Origin of the sequence: Pectobacterium zantedeschiae, assembly GCF_004137795.1 — a bacterium.
GTDB classification, from domain to species: Bacteria; Pseudomonadota; Gammaproteobacteria; order Enterobacterales; family Enterobacteriaceae; genus Pectobacterium; species Pectobacterium zantedeschiae.
The window spans coordinates 2,395,564-2,415,179 of record NZ_NWTM01000001.1 but is presented as its reverse complement, the minus strand read 5'-3'; the positions used below and the strand labels follow the sequence as shown (position 1 = coordinate 2,415,179).

Genomic DNA, 19,616 nt, shown 5'->3' with positions numbered 1-19,616 from the left:
CTATTTTTGTAGGGGTATAAATATTTTTATGAGGTAGGTGTGCCTATCGACGGTGGATAGGAGCACGACCCATGCTCACCGCACGACACACATCGGCTGGCCTGATACGGGGTCGGCGTGGATCTCTGCATCAATGCTGAACACCTGTTGTAGTAATTCAGGCTTCATGACCTCGTGCGGTGACCCCTGCGCCATTACGCGCCCACCCGCCAGCATCACCAAATGATCGCAGTAGCGGCTGGCCTGGTTCAGATCGTGCAGGACAGTCACCACCGTTTTTTCAGCCTGATTCAGTTCGCGCAGCAGCTTCATCAGCTCCACTTGATGATTGATATCGAGGTAAGTCGTCGGTTCGTCGAGCAGCACAACGGGGGTATCCTGCGCCAGCAGCATCGCCAGAAATGCCCGCTGACGTTGCCCACCGGACAAATCGGTCAAGCGTTTGTCGGCGAGGTCGACGATGTGCGTTTTCTCCATCGCGAGCTGCACGCGCTGGCGATCGTCCTGTGATAACCGTCCCCACAGCGATAGCCAAGGGCTGCGTCCGTAGGCCACCATATCACGCACGGTAATCCCTTCTGGCGTCAAATGATGCTGTGGCAACAGCGCCAGATGACGTGAAAGTTGTCGTGCAGAGAAAGTAGATAGCGGTTTGCCGTTGAGCTGAATAGCACCGGACTCTGGAGTAAGCAGCTTGGCGAAACACTTCAGCAGCGTTGATTTTCCACAGCCGTTAGGGCCGAGCAGGGCGGTAATTTTTCCCGCAGGCAGTGAAAGCGATAGGCCGTCAAGAATCCGCTTTTCGCCATAACCTGCCGTCAGGTTTTGTGTTGTTAGTTCCATTTAGCGCATTCTCACGAGAAGCCAGAAAAACCAGGGCGCACCGATAATAGCAGTGAGCACTCCTGCGGGTAATTCCATTGGTGGGTTCAGTGTACGTGCCAGCAGATCGGCAAGTAATAGCACTAGTGCACCAGCAACGGCAGAAGCAGGAAGAAGCCAGCGATGCCGTCCTCCGACAAGGTGACGAATCAGATGCGGCACAACGAGGCTGATAAAGCCGATAGGCCCGCAGACGGCAACGCTGGTTGCAGCGAGTGCCACGGCGAGCGCCAATCCCCAGAACTGAATGCGTCCGATGTTGACGCCGAGTGTACTGGCGCGATCGTCGCCCAGCGCCAATAAATCCAGATCGCGGCAAAAACGCAGGCTGAGCGGAATTAGTACGCAGAGGACAGGCAGCGCGACCAAGACGAATGACCAGTCACGTCCCCATAGGCTTCCCGTCAGCCACAACAACGCATTGTTGACATCTTGCGGTCGGGAGAGGATCAGGTAATCAGTGATGCTTGCCCAGGTGGCTGATAGCGCTATCCCGATGAGTGCCAGACGCATTGGGGACGACGTTCCCGCGATAAGTCGCAGTAGCAGCAGCCCGGTGATGCCGCCGATGAATGCAAGGAGCGGCAACCAGATTACGGGTAATGAAGGCATCAGCATGAGTGCGCTGACGGTTGCCAAACTCGCCGCGTGGTTTACGCCGAGAATATCCGGCGAGGCAAGTGGGTTACGTATAATCCCCTGAACCAATACGCCAGAAATCGCCAGCGCAGCGCCGACGAACAGTGCCAGTAGAACGCGGGGCAAGCGGTATTGCGTCAGTACGTAATGATGTTCGTTGGCGTTGTGCCAACCGCTCATCAACGCCGACCACGGTAGCGGAATCGCTCCCATACGCAGCGACAGAACGCTGGTGATGAGTAACAGCAGTGTAATCGAGATGAACACAGTGACGGGGCGCATTATCCTCGTCTCCTTGCGAGCCAGACGAAACAGGGAGCACCGATCAGTGCCAATACCGCTCCGGCAGGTAGTTCGCCCGGCCAGGCCAACGCGCGGGCAAGCAGATCGGCTAGTAACATAAACGTCGCCCCCATCAGCATACTCATCGGGAGCATCTTTCTTTGGTCGTAACCTGCCCAGAAACGTGCCAGGTGCGGTATTAACAGACCGATAAACGCTACCGGTCCCGCCACGCTCACGCAGGCACCCACTAGTATCAGCACTGCCAGATTCAAGATCAGGCGCAGGCGACCCAAGTTGACGCCCAGCGTATGGGCGCTTACGTCACCGATATTCAACAGATTTAGCTGGTTTGCCATTAGCAGGACAACCGGAGTGACGATGATGACAAAGGGGAAAAGCTGCCAGAACTCCACCCAACGTGCGTGTGATACGCCACCCGCCAGCCAGTAAAAAATGCCATAGGCGTGATCTTCCGCCAGCAGCAACGTGATGCGAGTTAAGGCCATACACAGGGCCGAAAGCGCGACACCCGCCAGAATAAGGCGATTACGATCGAGTGTTTGGCGCCAGCCGCCTCCCGCAGCCATCACGATAAGCCAGCACAGGCCACCGCCGCAGGCGGCAACAAAGGCAATAGGGTAGCCAGAGAGTGAAGACGTGAAGGCGCTGGTTAGTGCCATCGCCAGCGCTGCGCCACTGTTGATGCCGAGCAGAGAAGGAGAAGCCAGCGGATTATGGGTCAAGGTTTGAAGCAAAGCGCCGGACAGGGCCAGACTGGCGCCGATCAGTATGGCAACCAGACTGCGTGGCAGGCGCAGGTTGAGCACCAGTGCTTCCGGTAGCGAAGACGGCGATCCCGTTATCAGCGCTTTGATGGCACCCAACGCGGGGATGGGGATTGCCGAATAACAGAACAAGCTGAGCCAGAATACGCCCAACAGCACCGTTATTGGTAACCCCCAACGCCAGAACGGATGGAAATTTTTCCTCATTGCTCGCTGCTGATGCTAACGGGTTGATGTTTAAAAATCTTCACCGTATCGCTGCCGATGCGTTCCGCTGCAAAGATACCGCGCATCCGCGCCCAGGCATTACTGTCTACGGCGGCAATCTGCTGTTTTTGCTGTGCTTCCAGCATGTTCCAGAGCGCATCCTGCTGCCAGCGTTTCACAATACTTTCTTCACGGTAGTGCGTCACAATCAGCCACTGTGGATTAATCGCCAACAGCTGTTCCAGATTGATGGAGGCCATGGGCGCATTGTTGATGGGCTTCGGCACGCTCAGGCCTAGAGCAACCAGCACGCTACCGGTGTAGGCCTCGTTGGAGTACAGGTTAAACTGCTGTTCGCGCGAGGTGCCGAAGGCGACGCTTGTCCCCTTGGGAAGCTGGGCTGCATAGGCTTTCATTGTCTCACGATGCTGGGTAAGACGAGCCTGCATCTCGTTGTCTTTCCCCAACACTTTGCCGATGATCTCCGCCGAATGCAGGTTTTCTTCATAAGTTTCGTTGCGTGATTTCAGCAGCAGTACCGGAGCGATAGCCTTCAGCGCCGTGTAAATACCGCTATGGCGACTACTGTCGGCGATAATCAAATCAGGTTTCAGGGCGCTGATGGCTTCCAGGCTCGGCTGCGCGCGCGTTCCCACGGAGTGCCACGGTTTAAGGTGTTCACGGACTTCCGCCAGGATCCGGTCTGGATCGTTGTCATCGGCGATGCCGACTGGGCTGACGTCTATCGCGGCCAGCGCATCAGCAAAAGAGAGCTCCAGTACCACAATGCGCTGAGGCGGCGTGTCGAGCGTAAAGGAACCCTGTTCATCCTGCACGGTTACGGCGTTGGCGCGACCTAATCCGAAGAGGCAAAGCGTTGCAATCAGGGCAACGCGAATCAGAGCAAACATAGCGTAACTCCATAATAGTTAAGCTGAGTTTTTACCCAGCGAAGGGAAAGATAGGGGCGTCGTCCCCTGAATGTAGAAAACACGGGGTAGCCTGCTCAACTGTTTTTATTCGTGAGGGATTGTTCGCACCAGTATGGCTCTGATAGCAATATGAGCGCCAAACCAACAGAGAAAAAGGAGGGAAATCAGACATAAAAACAGCTAACGGTGGCCAAAAAACAGTAATAAGGTGCCATGTTAATATGATAATGGTTTTCATTACAATTAAATCATCGGGTGAAACCGTCACGACAAAAGAAGCGTAAGGCAACATTCTGTTTTTGAAGAGAATAAATGTGTCATCGCTGTGTGGCAGTGCTCCTGTAGCAAGTGGTTGTCAGCAGATTAAAATCATAATTATTTAGGATATCCATACATTGCGGGGAAGGGTTATGTGCTATGTTGGATTTCTCGTGATGATTATACGTCGCCCTCCCTATGAGCAAAAACCTGTTAGCCTATTTTCAAACGCTCTATTTTAAGAAAGGTTTTTTCTTATTATCCCTCTGCCTATTTTTTATTCTGATTTCGCTTTTTGCGTTGACGCTTGTGGTTTATTCAACCATCACGATGCGGGAATTTGAAGACAATGTGGATAACTTCTCTAATGCGACGCTGAAACACGCTGAAGAAATCATGGGGCAAGCGACGTCGGTATTGGATTTGTTGGAAAACAATTTCGCAGCCTATTGTGACAACTCGCATTTAGATCTATTGAGAAAAACGACTTACGACAATGATTATATTCAGGACATCGCCTATTTTGATGGTAACTATGTCAGTTGTTCTGCCATGCTGGGTGATGTCAATGCGTCTTTTCTTGCTGCGTCGAATTTCTCTTACAAAGGTAAGTATCATCTCTGGTTTAAAGTTGGGAGCCTGCTGAACAAGAAAAAGGGGATGGTTTATATTGGATCAGCGCGCCATTTTGTTGTGCTCAACCCACGTTCATTTTTGGATGTCCCTTCCTACAGCTACAATATCAAATACGCCCTATTAGAGAAAAATAAACAAGAGGTGCGGGTTATTCTTTCTGGCTCGATGAGTGATGACGTTTTTTCCCGCCTGAGAACGGGAGGAAATCGAGCCGATAGATTTTATATTGGTAATAATTATTATGTCACGAAGGTGTTACCGGGCAGCGATTTGGCGTTGGCGGTGAGTGCGGTTAAGCCGATCGATTCGCTGCTTTATATCCGGCAATTTTTCTATTCACTGCCTGTCTTTCTGCTACTTTCCCTGCTGCTGTCCACAATTATTTCCAGAAAGTCGCTGGCGATTCAGAGACCGAGTTATGTTTTTAATCAGGCTCTGAGACAAAAAGAGTTTGAATTACATTATCAGCCGATTATTGAACTGAATACGGCTCAGGTTGTGGGGTGTGAAGCGCTAATACGATGGCGTCATTCTGACGGCCGCTTAGTTATGCCGGACTCTTTTATACCAATGCTTCGTCAAGTGGGATTGATGAAAGCACTGACGTTATACGTCATCGATCAAGCGTTACAAACGGCTTGCATACTAAAGAAAAGTGATCCCGAGATGTTTGTTTCCATCAATCTTGAAGCGGCAGAATTCGAAGATATTTCCATTTTCAATTATCTCGTGGAGCACATTGCTGCACACGATCTTGAAGGGGCGAATATTAATGTCGAGCTAACCGAATCATCAATGATCGAACCACAAAAAGCCGGGCTTATGGTGGAACTGTATCAGCAGAAAGGTATTGACGTTGCCATTGATGATTTTGGTACTGGATATGCCGGGCTGTCATATCTTGAACGGGTCAAAGCCAATACGCTTAAAATTGATAAATCTTTTGTCGGGCATATTAATAACCATTCACCCACGGATATCGTTCTGTCCCATATCGTCAGCATGGCGCATTGCCTTAACCAGCAAATTGTTGCGGAAGGCGTCGAGACTCCTATTCAGGAAGCTTACCTAAAAAGCCTCGGCGTAGCCTATGCGCAGGGGTGGCTGTATTCCAAAGCACTAACGCAAGAGGCGTTAATTGCGTTTTTGGCGGCAACGCGAGAAACCACGTCTGACGGGCAGTAAAGCCACGATAAACGCTGCTTCACTATCAAAAATGTGCATAAAAGGGTAAAATATCGAAAATATGGTAGTTACCTAATGATATTTATTACTTTTTTATTATGAATTTTTCAGGAGTTTATCATGCAACAGTTGCCTCATTGTCCAAAATGCAGTTCTGAATACACCTGGCAAGAGGGTGAAATGCTCAATTGCCCTGAATGCGGAAATGAGTGGTCGGCGGCGGGTGATGCGGCGGCGCAGGATGACGTTTTAGTGGTAAAGGATGCCAACGGCAACCTGTTGGCTGATGGTGATACGGTAACGGTCATTAAAGACCTGAAAGTAAAAGGCAGCTCGACGCCGCTGAAAATCGGCACCCGTGTGAAAGGGATTCGTCTGGTAGAAGGCGATCACAACATTGATTGTAAAATCGACGGTTTTGGCCCGATGAAGCTGAAATCCGAGTTTGTGAAGAAAAACTGATTTAGGTGTGATGGCGTGCGCCGCTCTTCCATTCGGTCGGCGCGCGGCACTTTTTCACTTCAGGCTGGTTTTTTCACATCAGACAATCCTTTACCATAGCTGATATTGATTTCTTACCTGGCTATACGGATATCTGATGCGTCATTTGGTTCGTTTTCTCCCTCTGCTCGTTTTGCTCTCTGCTTGTAGCAGTCAGCCAGCTCCTCCTCCCGCAGAAGTGCCTTCGGGTAATCCTTTCAAAGGCGGCTTCTTGCTTGAACCCGCACACAATGTTCACCCGCTAGGCGGTGATTTTGCGACTAATGCGGCCACCGCGCGGTTTGTCGATAAAATGGTACTGGAGCATGGGTTTAACCGTCAGCAATTGCATGATGTGCTGGTACAGGCAAAAAGTCTGGACTGGGTGATTCGCCTGATGGATAAACAAGCCCCGACATCGCGCCCGCCTTCAGGGCCGAACGGCGCCTGGAATCGCTATCGTAATCAGTTTATTACGCCAGATAACGTGCAGAATGGCGTAGCGTTCTGGAATCAATATCAGGATGCGTTACAGCGTGCTCAGGACATTTACGGTGTTCCTCCTGAGATCATCGTCGGTATTATTGGCGTAGAAACCCGCTGGGGCAGAGTGATGGGGAAAACGCGCATCATTGATGCGTTGGCAACGCTGGCGTTTGATTACCCACGACGTGCCGACTACTTTGCGGGCGAGTTGGAAACGTTCCTGCTGATGGCGCGTAAAGAAGGCAATGATCCACTCAGCCTGCGCGGCTCTTACGCCGGTGCGATGGGTTATGGACAGTTTATGCCTTCATCCTTCAAGAACTACGCTGTGGATTTCGACGGCAATGGGCATACCAACCTGTGGGATCCGGTGGACGCAATTGGTAGCGTTGCCAATTATTTCAAAGCGCACGGGTGGGTGAAGGGCGCGCCTGTCGCGGTACAGGCAAACGGTCAGGCGCCGCTGCTCGCGAATGGTTTTAATACTCGCTACTCGCTTACTGAACTTCAGGCCGCAGGGTTGATGCCACAGCATTCGCTAGCGGGATACAGTGAAGCCAGCCTGCTGCGGTTGGATATCGGCACGGGGTATCAGTACTGGTACGGCTTGCCGAACTTCTACGCCATCACGCGCTACAACCACAGCACGCACTATGCGATGGCCGTATGGCAGCTCGGCGAAGCGGTAGGCCGCGCACGTCAAGGTCAGAGCTACTAAGATATCTGCTGTTTGGTGTTGGTAGCCCCATTTGCCGGGTCTGTCTCTTACATAATGCAGGGGCGTAAGTGGGGGTTGGCCGTTATCCGGCATAAGAAATTATGCAGCGGTAAGCGTGACCGCCGAGTGAGCGGCATGGATGCCGCGAAAGCCAGTGCCGCGTCGGGAACGCGTCACTGGTGGCTCGATTAGCGGTCATGAACACCGATGGCATCGCGCAGCGACATAATTTAGCCGGAAGCCAGGGTTCGCAGGGCGGCGGCGATTGAGCGCCCTGCGTCGGGCGCGTGCTACGAGGTAGCATGAGAATAGCGATATTGTTGCGCACGAAACGGTCTCTGAGCCTGCATAAATATGTGACTCCGAGAATCCCAATCTTCCCTCTACCTCCAATTTTCCTTGAACCAGCCTCAATACAATCCGCATAGACACCCGCAGCCGTCTCATTGGAATATTCATGCGTAGGGATCTTCCTATAGCGTTGCAAACCGAGGCAATAAATGACGACGATGATGGTGGTGTTCCTGCTGGCTGGCGTGGTGAAAGGTGTAATTGGCCTGGGATTACCGACGATCGCCATGGGGCTGTTAACGCTGGTGATGCCCGCAGCCAGCGCGGCAGGGTTGCTGATTGTGCCTTCCCTGGTGACCAATATCTGGCAGCTTGTCTGTGGCCCTGCCTTTCTTAGCCTGATTAAGCGGTTCTGGACGCTATTTGCCGGAATCATTATTGGGACGTTCTGGAATGTATTGCCTGCGCTCACCTCGTCGTCTTCATGGACGAGCGCGGCGCTCGGCGGCATTTTGGTGGTTTATGGCCTGTGGGGCATCGTGGCGACGACTTTGCCGCAGCCAGGCCGTCATGAAATATGGCTGTCGCCGCTGGTAGGCTACATCACCGGGGCGATCACGGCGGCAACGGGGGTCTTTGTGATTCCCGCTGTGCCTTATCTGCAATGCCTGCGGCTCAATAAAAACGATCTGGTACAGGCATTGGGGCTGGCGTTTACTGTCTCCACGCTGGGGCTGGCGTTGCAGCTCATGCGGGGGATCGGGCTACAGGGTATCGACCTCTGGCAGTCCGTGCTGGCGCTCATTCCCGCGCTACTGGGTATGATGATAGGGCAACGCCTGCGCCACGCGATTAGTGAGCAGGTTTTCCGGCGCTGCTTTTTTAGCGGGCTGATTGTGCTGGGCGGATACATGGCGCTACGCGGGCTGGCTTAATCCGCATGATCTCCGGTAATAAACGTCACGAAATCCTGAACATAGCCGGGCAGGGTGGAAAACTGTCGGGCGCAGATAACCAGATTGCGCGTCGCCCAGTCATCTGACAGCGGGATGGTATGAATATCTAGCCGTTCCATCATGCGCTGTGCCGCATGTCGAGGAAGAATGCCAATACCGATACCGCTGTGAATCACCTGAGTGACAGCATCGAAGCTGGCCAGGCGCACACGGTAGTTCAGTCGTTTTCCCTGTTTTCTTGCATGGTCATCGATGTGTTCCTGCAGCGCGGCACCTTCACTGAGTCCGACAAACTCGGCGTCGGTAATATCTGAAAAGCTGAGCCGCTTCTCCCCAAACCATGTGCTATTTTTCGGAACCACAACCACCAGCTGATCCTGGCGGAACGGACGAGTTTCCAGTCCGTCAAGCGTCACGGAGTCGGCCACAATGCCGAGATCGGCGGTTTGGTTGCGGATCGCATCGACGATATCACGGCTGAGTTTTTCATTCACCGCAACGGATATTTGCGGACAGACTACCAGATAGCGGCCCAGCAGAGCGGGTAAATATTCATTCAGCGCCGCCGAGTTGCACAATAGTGGAATATGGCCGCGTAGTCCTTTGCCGTATTGGTGTAATTCGCTGCGCATATGTTCTACCTGACGCAGGATAATGTGGGCATGGTGCGCGAGCGAAAATCCCGCGTCAGTGAGTGAAACGCCCGCCTTTGATCGCAGCAGCAGCGCGACGCCCAATTCATCTTCCATACCCCGAATTCGCTCACTGGCGGCCTGCACGGTGAGACTGGACGCCGAAGCACCCGCGGTAATACTGCCTGCTTTCTGAATATTGAGAAACAGCCGGAGATCGGTTAAATCGAATCGCATAGGGGAATCTGTCTCGGGTGAGCCGATACCCACTATTATGGTCGTGAGTCAGGGCGACGGCAATCGTCCGCCCTGAGACTTATTGAAACTCCACCCTATTTCTTCCTTTTTCTTTGGCCTGATAGAGTGTCACATCCGCTGCGCCATAGAGCGCATCGAAACTGGTGTTTTGCGGTGCCCAACTGACGCCAAAGCTGGCGGTAACGCGCTGCTGTGGCAGTACGCTGAGCGGCATCCTGTTGAGATCGTGATGAAGGCGGTTGGCGATCGAGACGGCTTGCATGAGCGTATGTCCTTCCAGCAAGATGGTGAACTCTTCGCCACCGACGCGGCCAATGCTGCTTGTAGTATTCAGGATGTGCTGCACGCGTGACACCAGATCGCAGATCACGGCATCACCGGTAGGGTGGCCATAGGTATCATTCACCTGTTTGAAGTGATCGATATCCAACACGATGAGCGCAGCCTGATTGCGTTCCAGCGCGTGGTTTATGCGTTCAATAATCGCGCCGCGGTTATACACGCTAGTCAGCGGATCGTGGCTGGCTTTGTACTCCAATTCGACTGCCAACTGATTAAGCTGCGCATTCAGACGGTTCAGTTCCTTCTCTGCTCGGTCACTGCGTGAAATCAGGCGGTGCGATTCTCGCACCAATCGCTGGTAGTGATCGGTGAGTGCCAGCAGCGTGTCGCGATAGACTTCCGCTGGTCTTTCCTGCTGATTAGCGATGTTGCGCGCGGCGAGCAGAATGTCGTATTCCGGTGTAAACAATTCAATTGTGCTCATGGTTATCACTCAAAATCGTGCTGTGAAAGGTCAGGGCAGGAAAATCGATGTGGAGTTCTTCACCAAATTCTTCCGCAATGTCATCGTCTTTGTCGTAATACCAATACAGCGCAATAGAAAGTGCCTGTTCAGCGGCCTGATTAAGCAGATTGAACAAACTAAACAGCATCTTGGTGCTGGAGCTGTTGAAGTAGATCAGGGAGACGTGTATCTCGATGTTTGGCAGTGTCTCATCCGGTGGCATTGTTTCTGCATCGATCGTTAACGCGTGCAGATACGACTCAATCTCAGTGAGCAGTGGGCGATAAAACGCCGCGGCATTCTCAGGATAAGATTCGCCGGAAAGATAAAGACGGTGTGTGTCAAAGTGAAAATCAACTGCCGGGGTACAGGATGTCCCCGAAATATGGAGGTTGCTTATGGTCGTTATATTTTTCATGTCAAATGATTGCCTTCAGATAAAACGTAGATAGCCCCGTTGATGCGTCGGCCCGAAACGTAAACTGGAGTGGCTCACTGGCATCACGTGCGACGGTCAACAGCCCCATATCCGCGCCTTTGCTTGATGACGGGGTTTCATCACGCAGAGAGACCTTATAGGCGAGTCGGATTTCATCAAGCGTCATACCGCGCAGCGGTTCAAGGCGTTCCCGCAGCTTCTCGACATCGTCGGGGCGTACGGGATTAGCGCACAACAGGAAGTATTTCCCATTTTCATAACCCAGACACACGGAACCATGACGAACCTCGGCGGGGCTCTCAAGAGCGGTCAACTGTGCGGCAGAATAGCGAGTGATGTTCTGTACCATTTCCACGAACGTGGAGAACAGTCGGCGACGAATACCGGCGGGAAGCTGCTTTTTTTCCAACTGTAACCGCATGGTTTCAGCCAGTGAACTGATGATGTTTTGTGAAAAATACCCCACGTAATACAGCGTGATGTCATGCTGATGTGAGGGCGAAAAAAACTCGGTGTATTTGATGTTTGGCATCATGCTGCCTACCTGATTAAACAAAAGTCGAACAATGTCGGAAGCCCCAAAATGTTAAATCGTCTCGTCGGGTCTGATCGCCCTGGTAGATTTTGTGTGCTGACAGAAGCTGGTTAGCCAGATCACGCATTGGTTGGTGTTGATAGTGTTGGAGATGTTCTTGTAGTCGACGTTTACCAAACATAATTCTGCGTTCTCCGCCAATTTGATCCGTCAATCCATCCGTGGTGATGAAAAACATGTCGTTGTCATGCAGCGGTAATTCATAGCTCGACCACTGATAGTCATAAGGCGTTTCGGTATAACCGATACCCATACGATCACATTGGAGTGGCGTCAGCTGTCCGGTGTGGCGTTGCATCATGAAGGCTGGCATCCGCGCGCCGGAAAATGTCAGCGTGTTGCGCGTCATATCGCAGAACACCAACATTGCATCGCAGCCGTCATTAGAGGTGGAAAGCTGGCGTGATTCGCCGCGCTGCCCCAACGTATCTTTGATATGGCGGTTGATCGCTTGTAATAACTGTGCTGGCAGCATCGGGCCGTGCTGCGTGAGTGCCTGTTCCAGTGCGGAAGAGAAAATCAGCGTCATAAATGCGCCGGGTACACCGTGCCCGGTACAGTCCGCGACGGCAGCCAGCCAGCCGTTTTGATAGGTTTTAAAAGCATAACAGTCGCCACCGACACAGTCTCGTGGCTCCCAGGCTAAGCACCAGTCGGCCAGTGTGCGAGACATCGCCTGCGTTGACGTCGTCAGCATCGCGGCCTGAATCACGCTGGCATATTCGATGCTCTGCATAATTTGCTGATGTTGACGCAGGTGCATATCGGATACGGCCTTGATCAGATCGATACCGAGTCCGATACCGATATAGCGCCCGTTCTCGGTGATCATAAAGCCATCTGTCAGCGATTTATCACCAGTGATCACCGTTTGATCGGCGACATCGTTCAATGACGCCAGCGCATCAACGATCAGCGGGTTTTTATCCATAAACGCGATGCAGCTCTTTTTATCATACAGTTCGCGATAAAAAGGCCGGGACATCTGCGAGAGAAAAATATGGCGGTTGATTAAGCCGAAAGGGCGTCCATCCTCAACGACAGGCAAGCTGACCCATTCTTTATTTTTACTGAATAACTGCAATACGGTGGCATTGTCGGTGTTGGGAGAAACGTCCGGCAAAGGAATGCAAAGATCTCGCGCCACCGGAGTACCCCGGAGGAGTGGTTGGGCGCAAGGAGCGGGCATGGAGATCATGGTTAATCTTTGGGCGGATTTGTCTTTAAGTAAAAATACCTGCCCTTGATGACCAAATGATGACAATTCCCGTCATACTTCAAGCCGTAGGTGCGTTGGCAATACTCGGCTCATCTCTGAGCCTCGCCCTGAAGGGCCGCCGCAAGCGGCGTTCAAATCGACTTAGCTGATTTGTCCTTACTCACCCCAGTCACTTACTTGTGTAAGCTCCTGGGGATTAATGAACCTCATAAATGAGGTTCCCCCTTCGGGCTGGCGCTAGCGCTGTTCAAATCGGTTTAAAACCGATTTGTCGTGCGATTGCCGCTTGCCTACAACTCGAATGATCTAGGGAAGGCACCCGCTTTTGGTAAGGTTATTGCGCGCCCAGTACGTTGGCCATGATCTGATTTTGCCAGTCGAAATAGGGATTAAAGGTCAGGCGCACATGGGTTTTGCCATTCTCGATATATCCCCAGTCGGAATACCACAGCGTGCTGCGATCCGCGCAGGCCGTCAGGTCGCTATTGGTTTGTCCATTGGCGCAAATAACGATCGCGCCCGTTTTGCCGTATTCCTTATTCTCTGGTGAAAACAGGAGCGACATATGCGAAAACTGGCTGATACGCCATTCAGGTAGTGAGCCGGTACGCACCAAAACGCGCGAGGAATGCACACCCGCAGGGCGATCGCCATACCAGATCAGGCGGCTGCGTGGGTTGGTAAACTGCGTATCGAACGTATTGACAATATAGGTCGTATCGACGACGGAATCGTGCTCCGCCAGTACGATTAACACCGGTTTGTCATAAGGTTTTTTGGCCAACTGCGAACGAACTCCGCTGCTGGAATAATAATATTGGGCGAAACCGTTGGTCGGCACTCGCATATAGCGGGTCGCCAACTGCTCAGGATAGCCGGGGCGCGGTGACATCAGCCAATCGGTAAATACGGACAGCAGAGGTGTCATGAAATCGTATTTTTCGTTGGACTTAATCGCGGGTGAGAACAGCACCAACCCTTTAATTTCGGGGTGTTGTGAGGCGTATTCCAGGACCAGATTACCGCCAGTCGAAAAGCCGCCCAGATAGACTTCATCGACTTCTTTACTGAGGATGGCTATCTGCTCGGCGACCACTTTGCGCCAGTCATCAACGGTGACGTGCAACAGATCGGATGGTCGAGTGCCGTGCCCCGGCAGCAAAACGGTTCTGACCAGAAAGCCTTGTTTGACCAATTGCGGTGTGATGTCAATGAACGAACCCGGTGAGTCTCCCAGTCCATGAACCAGCAAAATTGCTTTATGCGGTTGACCCGCAGGACGGGTTTCACTGGGCGTGTTCCAGCGTAATTCCAGCTGTTTATCCGTGGTTTGGAAGGCGCGATGCTGCGCTACCCAGCGTGTGGTGTCTTGCTGGTAACGTTCGAATGACGTTTGCCCTAATGGTGTGATGTCGCGTGGATTGCTATTGCACCCCACGATAAAAAGTACGCCGATGATGGCGAATAAACCAGTCATCACCCGTTTCCAGACTGTCCACGAAACGAACCGGAATACGTCTATTGTCATTAATGCTCCTTGCCTGCTGGCAATATCAACCTGATCGGTAACGGGATATGGCGTTTCGACAACACTATATCTGAAATTATTTGGCAAGCATGGCGCTCAACGTGCTGGCGTGGTGGGGCTTCATGTTATACTTCAGACAAATTGGGCGTTTTTTCTGTCTTTTGGTCAGGCCAATATTGCGATGGCCGATGTTGAATAAAGGGATGGCGGTATGCGTTTATATCAGCAGATTGGTGACAATCTTCGCGTGGAAATTCTGAAGGGAAACTATCAGATTGGAGACCGCTTGCCTCCCGAGCGTGATATTGCTGAAACCTACAACGTCAGCCGCAGCGTGGTGCGTGAAGCCTTAATCATGCTGGAACTGGAAAAGTTGATTGAGGTGCGTAAAGGTTCTGGTGTCTACGTTATGCAACTCCCTAGCGCACAGGGAAAAGATAGCGCGGTGGAGAGCGACTATGGCCCTTTTGAGCTGATGCAGGCGCGTCAATTGCTGGAAGGTGAAGTCGCTGCATTTGCCGCAATGCAGGCGACCAAGAGCGACATTGTGAAGATGCGACAAGCCATTGAACAAGAAAGGGCGTCTCTTGAGAACGGTAGCGTGGATGAAAGCGCTGATGAACAATTCCATTGCCTGCTGGCGCAGTCTACCCAAAATAGCGTCTTAGCGAATATGGTGTATGAGGTTTGGCAGGCGCGTAAGCGCAGTCCTATGTGGCAGGGAATTCACTCTCATACCGATGATTTTAGCTATCAGCGCCAGTGGTTAGACGATCATGAACAGATCCTGCGTGCCGTATCTCGTCGTGATGTGAACATGGCACGTCAGGCGATGTGGCAGCATCTTGAGAACGTAAAAATTAAACTGTTGGAAATCTCGAATGTGGATGACCCCGCGTTCGATGGCTACCTGTTCGAATCCGTCCCTTCCCGTCTGGAATCCTGATATCCCAGCTATTTCCTTTCCTGAGTTAACGTTCTCTCCGGCACTATATTGGTGTGCGATTGGTGTGCGGAGGGGAAATATATCAGACCAAATTTGTCATCATTGACTTATTTTCCATTTACACAGCCTTTTTATGCATGGTGTTAGTCCAAATAACGGTTTTTTTGTGTAATTGGTCAATCAATTTGTGGGTTTCGTTTGACAGCCCGTCTCGGTGAGGTAGGCTTTTGCTATCTCGACGAAAACCACTATTTTTGGCAAAAAAGGTAACTCGGTATGGAACAAACCTGGCGTTGGTATGGCCCGAACGATCCTGTCTCACTGGATGATGTGCGGCAAGCCGGAGCGACTGGCGTGGTGACGGCGTTACACCATATTCCCAATGGCGAAATTTGGTCGATTGAGGAAATTGAGAAGCGCAAAGCCGAATTGAAGGCAAAAGGGCTGGTGTGGTCGGTAGTAGAAAGCGTTCCTGTTCATGAAGAGATCAAAACTCAGACGGGGAATTATCAGCAACATATTGCCAACTATCAGCAGTCACTGCGTAATCTGGCACAGTGTGGCATTGATACGGTGTGCTATAACTTCATGCCCGTACTGGACTGGACGCGAACCGATCTGGAATATGTGCTGCCGGATGGCTCAAAAGCACTGCGTTTCGATCATATTGCCTTTGCGGCTTTTGAACTGCATATCCTGCAACGCAACGGTGCCGAAAAAGATTATACGGCGGATGAGCAGGCACAGGCTGCCGATTACTACCGTGCAATGAGCGAAGAAGATATTGCGCGCCTGACAGGCAACATTATCGCGGGTCTACCGGGGTCCGAAGAGGGCTATACGCTGGAGCAATTCCGTGGCCGCCTGGCAGAGTATGATGGTATCGATCATGCCAAACTGCGTGAGCATCTTGGGCATTTCCTCCGCGAAATTGTGCCAGTGGCGGAAGCTGCGGGTATCCGCCTTGCTATTCACCCCGACGATCCACCGCGTCCGATCCTTGGGCTACCGCGTGTGATGTCGACCATTGACGACATGCGCTGGCTGAAACAGACGGTCGATAGCCTTCATAACGGCTTTACCTTCTGTACGGGTTCTTACGGTGTGCGGGTAGATAACGATCTGGTTAACATGTTGGAAATGTTTGCCGATCGCGTGCATTTCACCCATCTGCGTGCGACCTGCCGCGAAGACAATCCCAATTCCTTCCATGAAGGGGCGCATTTGCAAGGGGATGTAGACATGGTGGCGATCATTAATGCCATTTTGGCGGAAGAGTTGCGTCGTCAGAAGACGGGCGATCGCCGTCCGATCCCTATGCGCCCGGATCACGGGCACCAGATGCTGGACGATCTGAAAAAGAAAACCAATCCGGGCTATTCGGCAATCGGACGATTGAAAGGGCTAGCGGAACTGCGTGGCGTTGAGCTGGCGCTGAAGCGCACGCTGTTTACCGAATTGCAGCAAGGATGATGAAATGAAACAGACCGTGCTTTGTAGGCACGGTCTGTTGAAGATTGATGCGTTAGGACCCTAAAGAGGTATTCGCTTAGATATCGTTCTACTAGCTGAATTACAGGGCTTTCACGTTTGAACGGCTGACTTTGCAGTTCTTGGTATCCCAGAACTCGCCGTGTTTAGGTGAGTTACCTTTGCCTTTTTCTACGCCAGTAAACTCTTCACATACAGGCGGTTTGCCTTCTTTATAGTTTTTAATGCGCAGATCGCGAATTTCAGCGACATCACCAAAGTTACGGTTTACACCAGCAATACTATCAATGGTGCCGTTAACGGTTGCGCTGATAATGGTGAGGTTGCGTGGGCCACCGTTGTTGGTGCAGTCACCGCAAGAACGCCACAGTTTGCCGTGTTGACCCGTCAGAGTGAAGTTGCCCTGCACGATAGTGTGGCTGTTTTTGGCATTCTGTTGCAGTACTTTGTCCGGTTTGCCGCCAGGGCCATTGGTGGTGTTATGTGCGACACCGCCGACGATGGTCAGGGTTTTACCGTTATTGGTTGCTGCATCTTCACAGATGTCTTCCCAGATTACGTTTTCAATACGGCAGTCACCTGATTTACAGTGGATGCCGTCAGAACCGCCTTTTTCAGAGATGCGCAAGTTCTTGATGGTTGCATTTTCCAGAGTAATAACAGGAGGCTGCTTATCACTGTCTCCAGAACAACTCAGACCCAGAGTAATACCGCCGCAGTCGACGGTTTTGTTTTTGATCACTGCACCTGCTTTACATTCTGAGCTGGCGGCTTTAAGTGACGCCGCGCGCAGTGGTGCAACTTCCAGATTGGCATTGGTCGGTGCTGCGTTAGACTTCAGGACTTTATTATTGCCGCTAACCGTATCCACCCAATACCAATATTCCGACTTCGGATTAGCCGTTAAATCCGTAAATGTTCTGTCGGTGGAATTGAGCTCTGCGATTTTTTCGCTGCCAGCCTGATTATTACTGGTACTGCGATACACATCCTGACGAACTACATTGCCTGCATCGGTAGACCAGCTTAAATAGGTGGCATTATCTTTTTTCAGCAGCATCAGCATGGTGTCATCAGCCTGAGCTTGAAAAGAAAAAGCAGCCGTACATAAAAATATCGGTGTTAAATACTTAAACATGTGTTTTTCCTTGTAAATTAAACGGATATTTTTTTCTCTTTATTTGGAAAATAAAGAGGGAGTCCTTGCGCATCGACGGGGATTATATATTAGAGAATATAAAATGAATAATAATTCATGAAAAATATTGAGGTGGGATAAGTTATTTAATTTAGTCTGTTATTATTTTTTATTTAATTTTATCTTTTGTTTATTATATTTTATTTAATTATTTTTTGTGAATTAATAAATATTTTGATGGTTCTTATTAAAGAATAAGAAAAATGAATGTCGTGAAGAGATAAAAATCTTAGCATTCGCTGACGGCTGCACGTGACGGGATTCGGTTTGTTTCCACGTTCTGTTGATACTTCATTTAATTTTCTGGTGATATTTTAATCACGCGTAAAACTGGATGTCTTTTCTGGGAAACATAGACAAAGTTTTATGTAAATGGACTTTTATTAATCTACATATGTATGTCCGACAATTTTTAGTTTCTATAAAAGTGTTTTATTTTTCTTATTAAGCTAAAAAGAAGCGTAATTCCTTTTTTGGTTACAACCAAATTGCGGATATCTATAAGGTAAGGTTTGACATGGAATATCAATCAAAGCGGGTTTTATCATTATCACTAGGCCTTATCGGCCTGTTCAGCACATCGGCATGGGCTTCTGATTCGCGAACGGTAAGTGAACCGAAAGCTCCATCTTCCTGTACGGTGCTGAAAGCGGACAGCAGTACGGCCACCAGCGCCATTCAAAAAGCACTGAATAATTGTGGGCAAGGAAAAGCGGTAAGATTGAGTGCGGGAAGCACTTCCGTCTTTCAGAGCGGGCCACTTTCTCTGCCTTCGGGCGTCAGCTTATTAATCGACAGCGGGGTGACGCTGCGGGCTGTGAATGACGCCAAGTCTTTTGACAATGCGGCGTCATCCTGTGGCGTAGTGGATAACAACGGTAAAGGTTGTAATGCATTTATTACCGCCACGAGTACGACGAACAGCGGAATCTATGGGCCGGGCACCATTGATGGGCAAGGGGGCGTGAAGCTTCAGGATAAAAAAGTGAGCTGGTGGGATCTGGCTGCTGACGCCAAAGTGAAGAAGTTAAAACAGAATACCCCTCGCCTGATTCAGATTAATAAGAGCAAGAATTTTACGCTGTATAACGTCTCTCTCATTAATTCCCCGAATTTCCACGTCGTGTTCAGTGATGGTGATGGTTTCACCGCATGGAAAACCACGATTAAAACGCCGTCCACCGCCAGAAACACTGACGGTATCGATCCGATGTCATCAAAAAATATCACTATCGCTTACAGTAATATTTCAACGGGTGACGATAATGTCGCGATCAAAGCCTACAAAGGCCGTGCCGAGACGCGCAATATCTCCATCCTCCATAACGATTTTGGTACCGGACATGGCATGTCGATCGGTAGTGAAACCATGGGCGTTTATAATGTCACGGTCGATGACTTGAAGATGAATGGCACCACCAACGGTTTACGCATTAAAAGCGACAAATCGGCTGCTGGTGTGGTCAACGGTATTCGGTATAGCAATGTCGTGATGAAGAATGTGGCCAAACCGATTGTGATTGATACGGTATATGAGAAAAAAGAAGGGAGTAATGTCCCGGACTGGAGCGATATCACGTTTAAGGATGTGACGTCGGAAACCAAGGGCGTCGTAGTGCTGAACGGTGAAAATGCCAAAAAGCCGATAGAAGTGACGATGAAGAATGTCAAACTGACCAGCGACAGCACATGGCAGATCAAGAACGTCACGGTTAAGAAGTAGTTCAACTAATACGTTGTTTTGTCATGACAGCGCCGCGCGGGAAACCGTGCGGCGCTTCTG

The 19,616-nt window shown here is 50.8% G+C and carries 19 protein-coding genes; 8 read left to right on the top strand and 11 right to left on the bottom strand.

Annotation, left to right across the window (positions count from 1 at the left end; genetic code table 11):
* Positions 1-75: 75 nt before the first annotated feature.
* Genes fecE through CLR69_RS10900 form a run of 4 tightly spaced genes read right to left on the bottom strand, consistent with a single transcriptional unit; the run spans position 76 to position 3,709 of the window.
* Entirely contained in the window at positions 76-843 is a 768-nt protein-coding gene (fecE, locus tag CLR69_RS10915) for a Fe(3+) dicitrate ABC transporter ATP-binding protein FecE (RefSeq protein ID WP_129712655.1), read from the bottom strand.
* On the bottom strand, positions 844-1,803 hold the full coding sequence (gene fecD / locus CLR69_RS10910) for a Fe(3+) dicitrate ABC transporter permease subunit FecD (protein WP_129712654.1): 960 nt from the start codon (positions 1,801-1,803) through the stop codon (positions 844-846).
* The gene (gene fecC, locus CLR69_RS10905; protein WP_129703215.1) at positions 1,803-2,798 is read right to left on the bottom strand and encodes an iron-dicitrate ABC transporter permease FecC; all 996 of its coding nucleotides are present in this window, start codon (positions 2,796-2,798) and stop codon (positions 1,803-1,805) included. Before fecC ends, fecD begins: the two co-directional genes overlap by 1 nt.
* Positions 2,795-3,709: a Fe(3+) dicitrate ABC transporter substrate-binding protein FecB gene (locus tag CLR69_RS10900; RefSeq protein ID WP_129712653.1), complete on the bottom strand. Its 915-nt coding sequence runs from the start codon at positions 3,707-3,709 to the stop codon at positions 2,795-2,797. The genes fecC and CLR69_RS10900 overlap by 4 nt, the downstream gene beginning before the upstream one ends.
* A 477-nt stretch (positions 3,710-4,186) precedes the next feature.
* On the opposite strand from CLR69_RS10900, the gene CLR69_RS10895 reads away from it, so the two are divergent.
* From CLR69_RS10895 to CLR69_RS10875, 5 genes are all read left to right on the top strand, one after another.
* On the top strand, positions 4,187-5,809 hold the full coding sequence (locus CLR69_RS10895) for an EAL domain-containing protein (protein ID WP_129712652.1): 1,623 nt from the start codon (positions 4,187-4,189) through the stop codon (positions 5,807-5,809).
* A 120-nt stretch (positions 5,810-5,929) separates the two neighbouring features.
* Positions 5,930-6,271, top strand: a complete 342-nt coding sequence (locus CLR69_RS10890) for a zinc ribbon domain-containing protein YjdM (protein ID WP_010285776.1) — start codon at positions 5,930-5,932, stop codon at positions 6,269-6,271.
* Between the two features lie 136 nt (positions 6,272-6,407).
* Positions 6,408-7,493 (top strand): lytic murein transglycosylase B, encoded by a 1,086-nt coding sequence (gene mltB / locus CLR69_RS10885; protein WP_129703221.1) that lies wholly within the window; start codon positions 6,408-6,410, stop codon positions 7,491-7,493.
* Positions 7,494-7,547: 54 nt separating this feature from the next.
* Positions 7,548-7,685 (top strand): hypothetical protein, encoded by a 138-nt coding sequence (locus tag CLR69_RS22885; protein ID WP_165345993.1) that lies wholly within the window; start codon positions 7,548-7,550, stop codon positions 7,683-7,685.
* Between the two features lie 308 nt (positions 7,686-7,993).
* The gene (locus tag CLR69_RS10875; protein WP_197730546.1) at positions 7,994-8,719 is read left to right on the top strand and encodes a sulfite exporter TauE/SafE family protein; all 726 of its coding nucleotides are present in this window, start codon (positions 7,994-7,996) and stop codon (positions 8,717-8,719) included.
* Here CLR69_RS10875 and CLR69_RS10870 read toward each other — a convergent pair.
* The 6 genes from CLR69_RS10870 to CLR69_RS10845 form a co-directional block, all read right to left on the bottom strand.
* Positions 8,716-9,609 (bottom strand): LysR family transcriptional regulator, encoded by an 894-nt coding sequence (locus CLR69_RS10870; RefSeq protein WP_129712650.1) that lies wholly within the window; start codon positions 9,607-9,609, stop codon positions 8,716-8,718. The two genes, CLR69_RS10875 and CLR69_RS10870, sit on opposite strands and share 4 nt — an antisense overlap.
* A gap of 79 nt (positions 9,610-9,688) precedes the next feature.
* The gene (locus CLR69_RS10865; RefSeq protein ID WP_129712649.1) at positions 9,689-10,396 is read right to left on the bottom strand and encodes a GGDEF domain-containing protein; all 708 of its coding nucleotides are present in this window, start codon (positions 10,394-10,396) and stop codon (positions 9,689-9,691) included.
* On the bottom strand, positions 10,383-10,835 hold the full coding sequence (locus tag CLR69_RS10860; RefSeq protein WP_129712648.1) for a DUF1987 domain-containing protein: 453 nt from the start codon (positions 10,833-10,835) through the stop codon (positions 10,383-10,385). Before CLR69_RS10860 ends, CLR69_RS10865 begins: the two co-directional genes overlap by 14 nt.
* A 1-nt stretch (position 10,836) precedes the next feature.
* Positions 10,837-11,391: a SiaB family protein kinase gene (locus tag CLR69_RS10855; protein ID WP_129712647.1), complete on the bottom strand. Its 555-nt coding sequence runs from the start codon at positions 11,389-11,391 to the stop codon at positions 10,837-10,839.
* A gap of 13 nt (positions 11,392-11,404) precedes the next feature.
* Positions 11,405-12,649 (bottom strand): SpoIIE family protein phosphatase, encoded by a 1,245-nt coding sequence (locus tag CLR69_RS10850; protein WP_129712646.1) that lies wholly within the window; start codon positions 12,647-12,649, stop codon positions 11,405-11,407.
* 355 nt (positions 12,650-13,004) lie between these two features.
* Positions 13,005-14,198, bottom strand: coding sequence for an alpha/beta fold hydrolase (locus CLR69_RS10845; RefSeq protein WP_129712645.1), 1,194 nt, complete (start codon positions 14,196-14,198; stop codon positions 13,005-13,007).
* 211 nt (positions 14,199-14,409) lie between these two features.
* On the opposite strand from CLR69_RS10845, the gene CLR69_RS10840 reads away from it, so the two are divergent.
* Both CLR69_RS10840 and uxuA read left to right on the top strand, forming a co-directional pair.
* Entirely contained in the window at positions 14,410-15,144 is a 735-nt protein-coding gene (locus CLR69_RS10840; protein WP_129712644.1) for an FCD domain-containing protein, read from the top strand.
* A 276-nt stretch (positions 15,145-15,420) separates the two neighbouring features.
* Positions 15,421-16,617 carry a mannonate dehydratase gene (uxuA, locus tag CLR69_RS10835; protein ID WP_129712643.1) on the top strand — a complete coding sequence of 399 codons (1,197 nt, stop codon included), beginning with the start codon at positions 15,421-15,423 and terminating at the stop codon, positions 16,615-16,617.
* Positions 16,618-16,717: 100 nt separating this feature from the next.
* On the opposite strand, the gene pelI is transcribed toward uxuA, so the two are convergent.
* The gene (gene pelI / locus CLR69_RS10830; RefSeq protein WP_129703239.1) at positions 16,718-17,773 is read right to left on the bottom strand and encodes a pectate lyase PelI; all 1,056 of its coding nucleotides are present in this window, start codon (positions 17,771-17,773) and stop codon (positions 16,718-16,720) included.
* 577 nt (positions 17,774-18,350) lie between these two features.
* Here pelI and CLR69_RS10825 point away from each other — a divergent pair.
* A complete protein-coding gene (locus CLR69_RS10825) occupies positions 18,351-19,556 on the top strand; it encodes a glycoside hydrolase family 28 protein (protein WP_129712642.1) in 1,206 nt (401 codons plus the stop codon).
* Positions 19,557-19,616 lie beyond the last annotated feature (60 nt).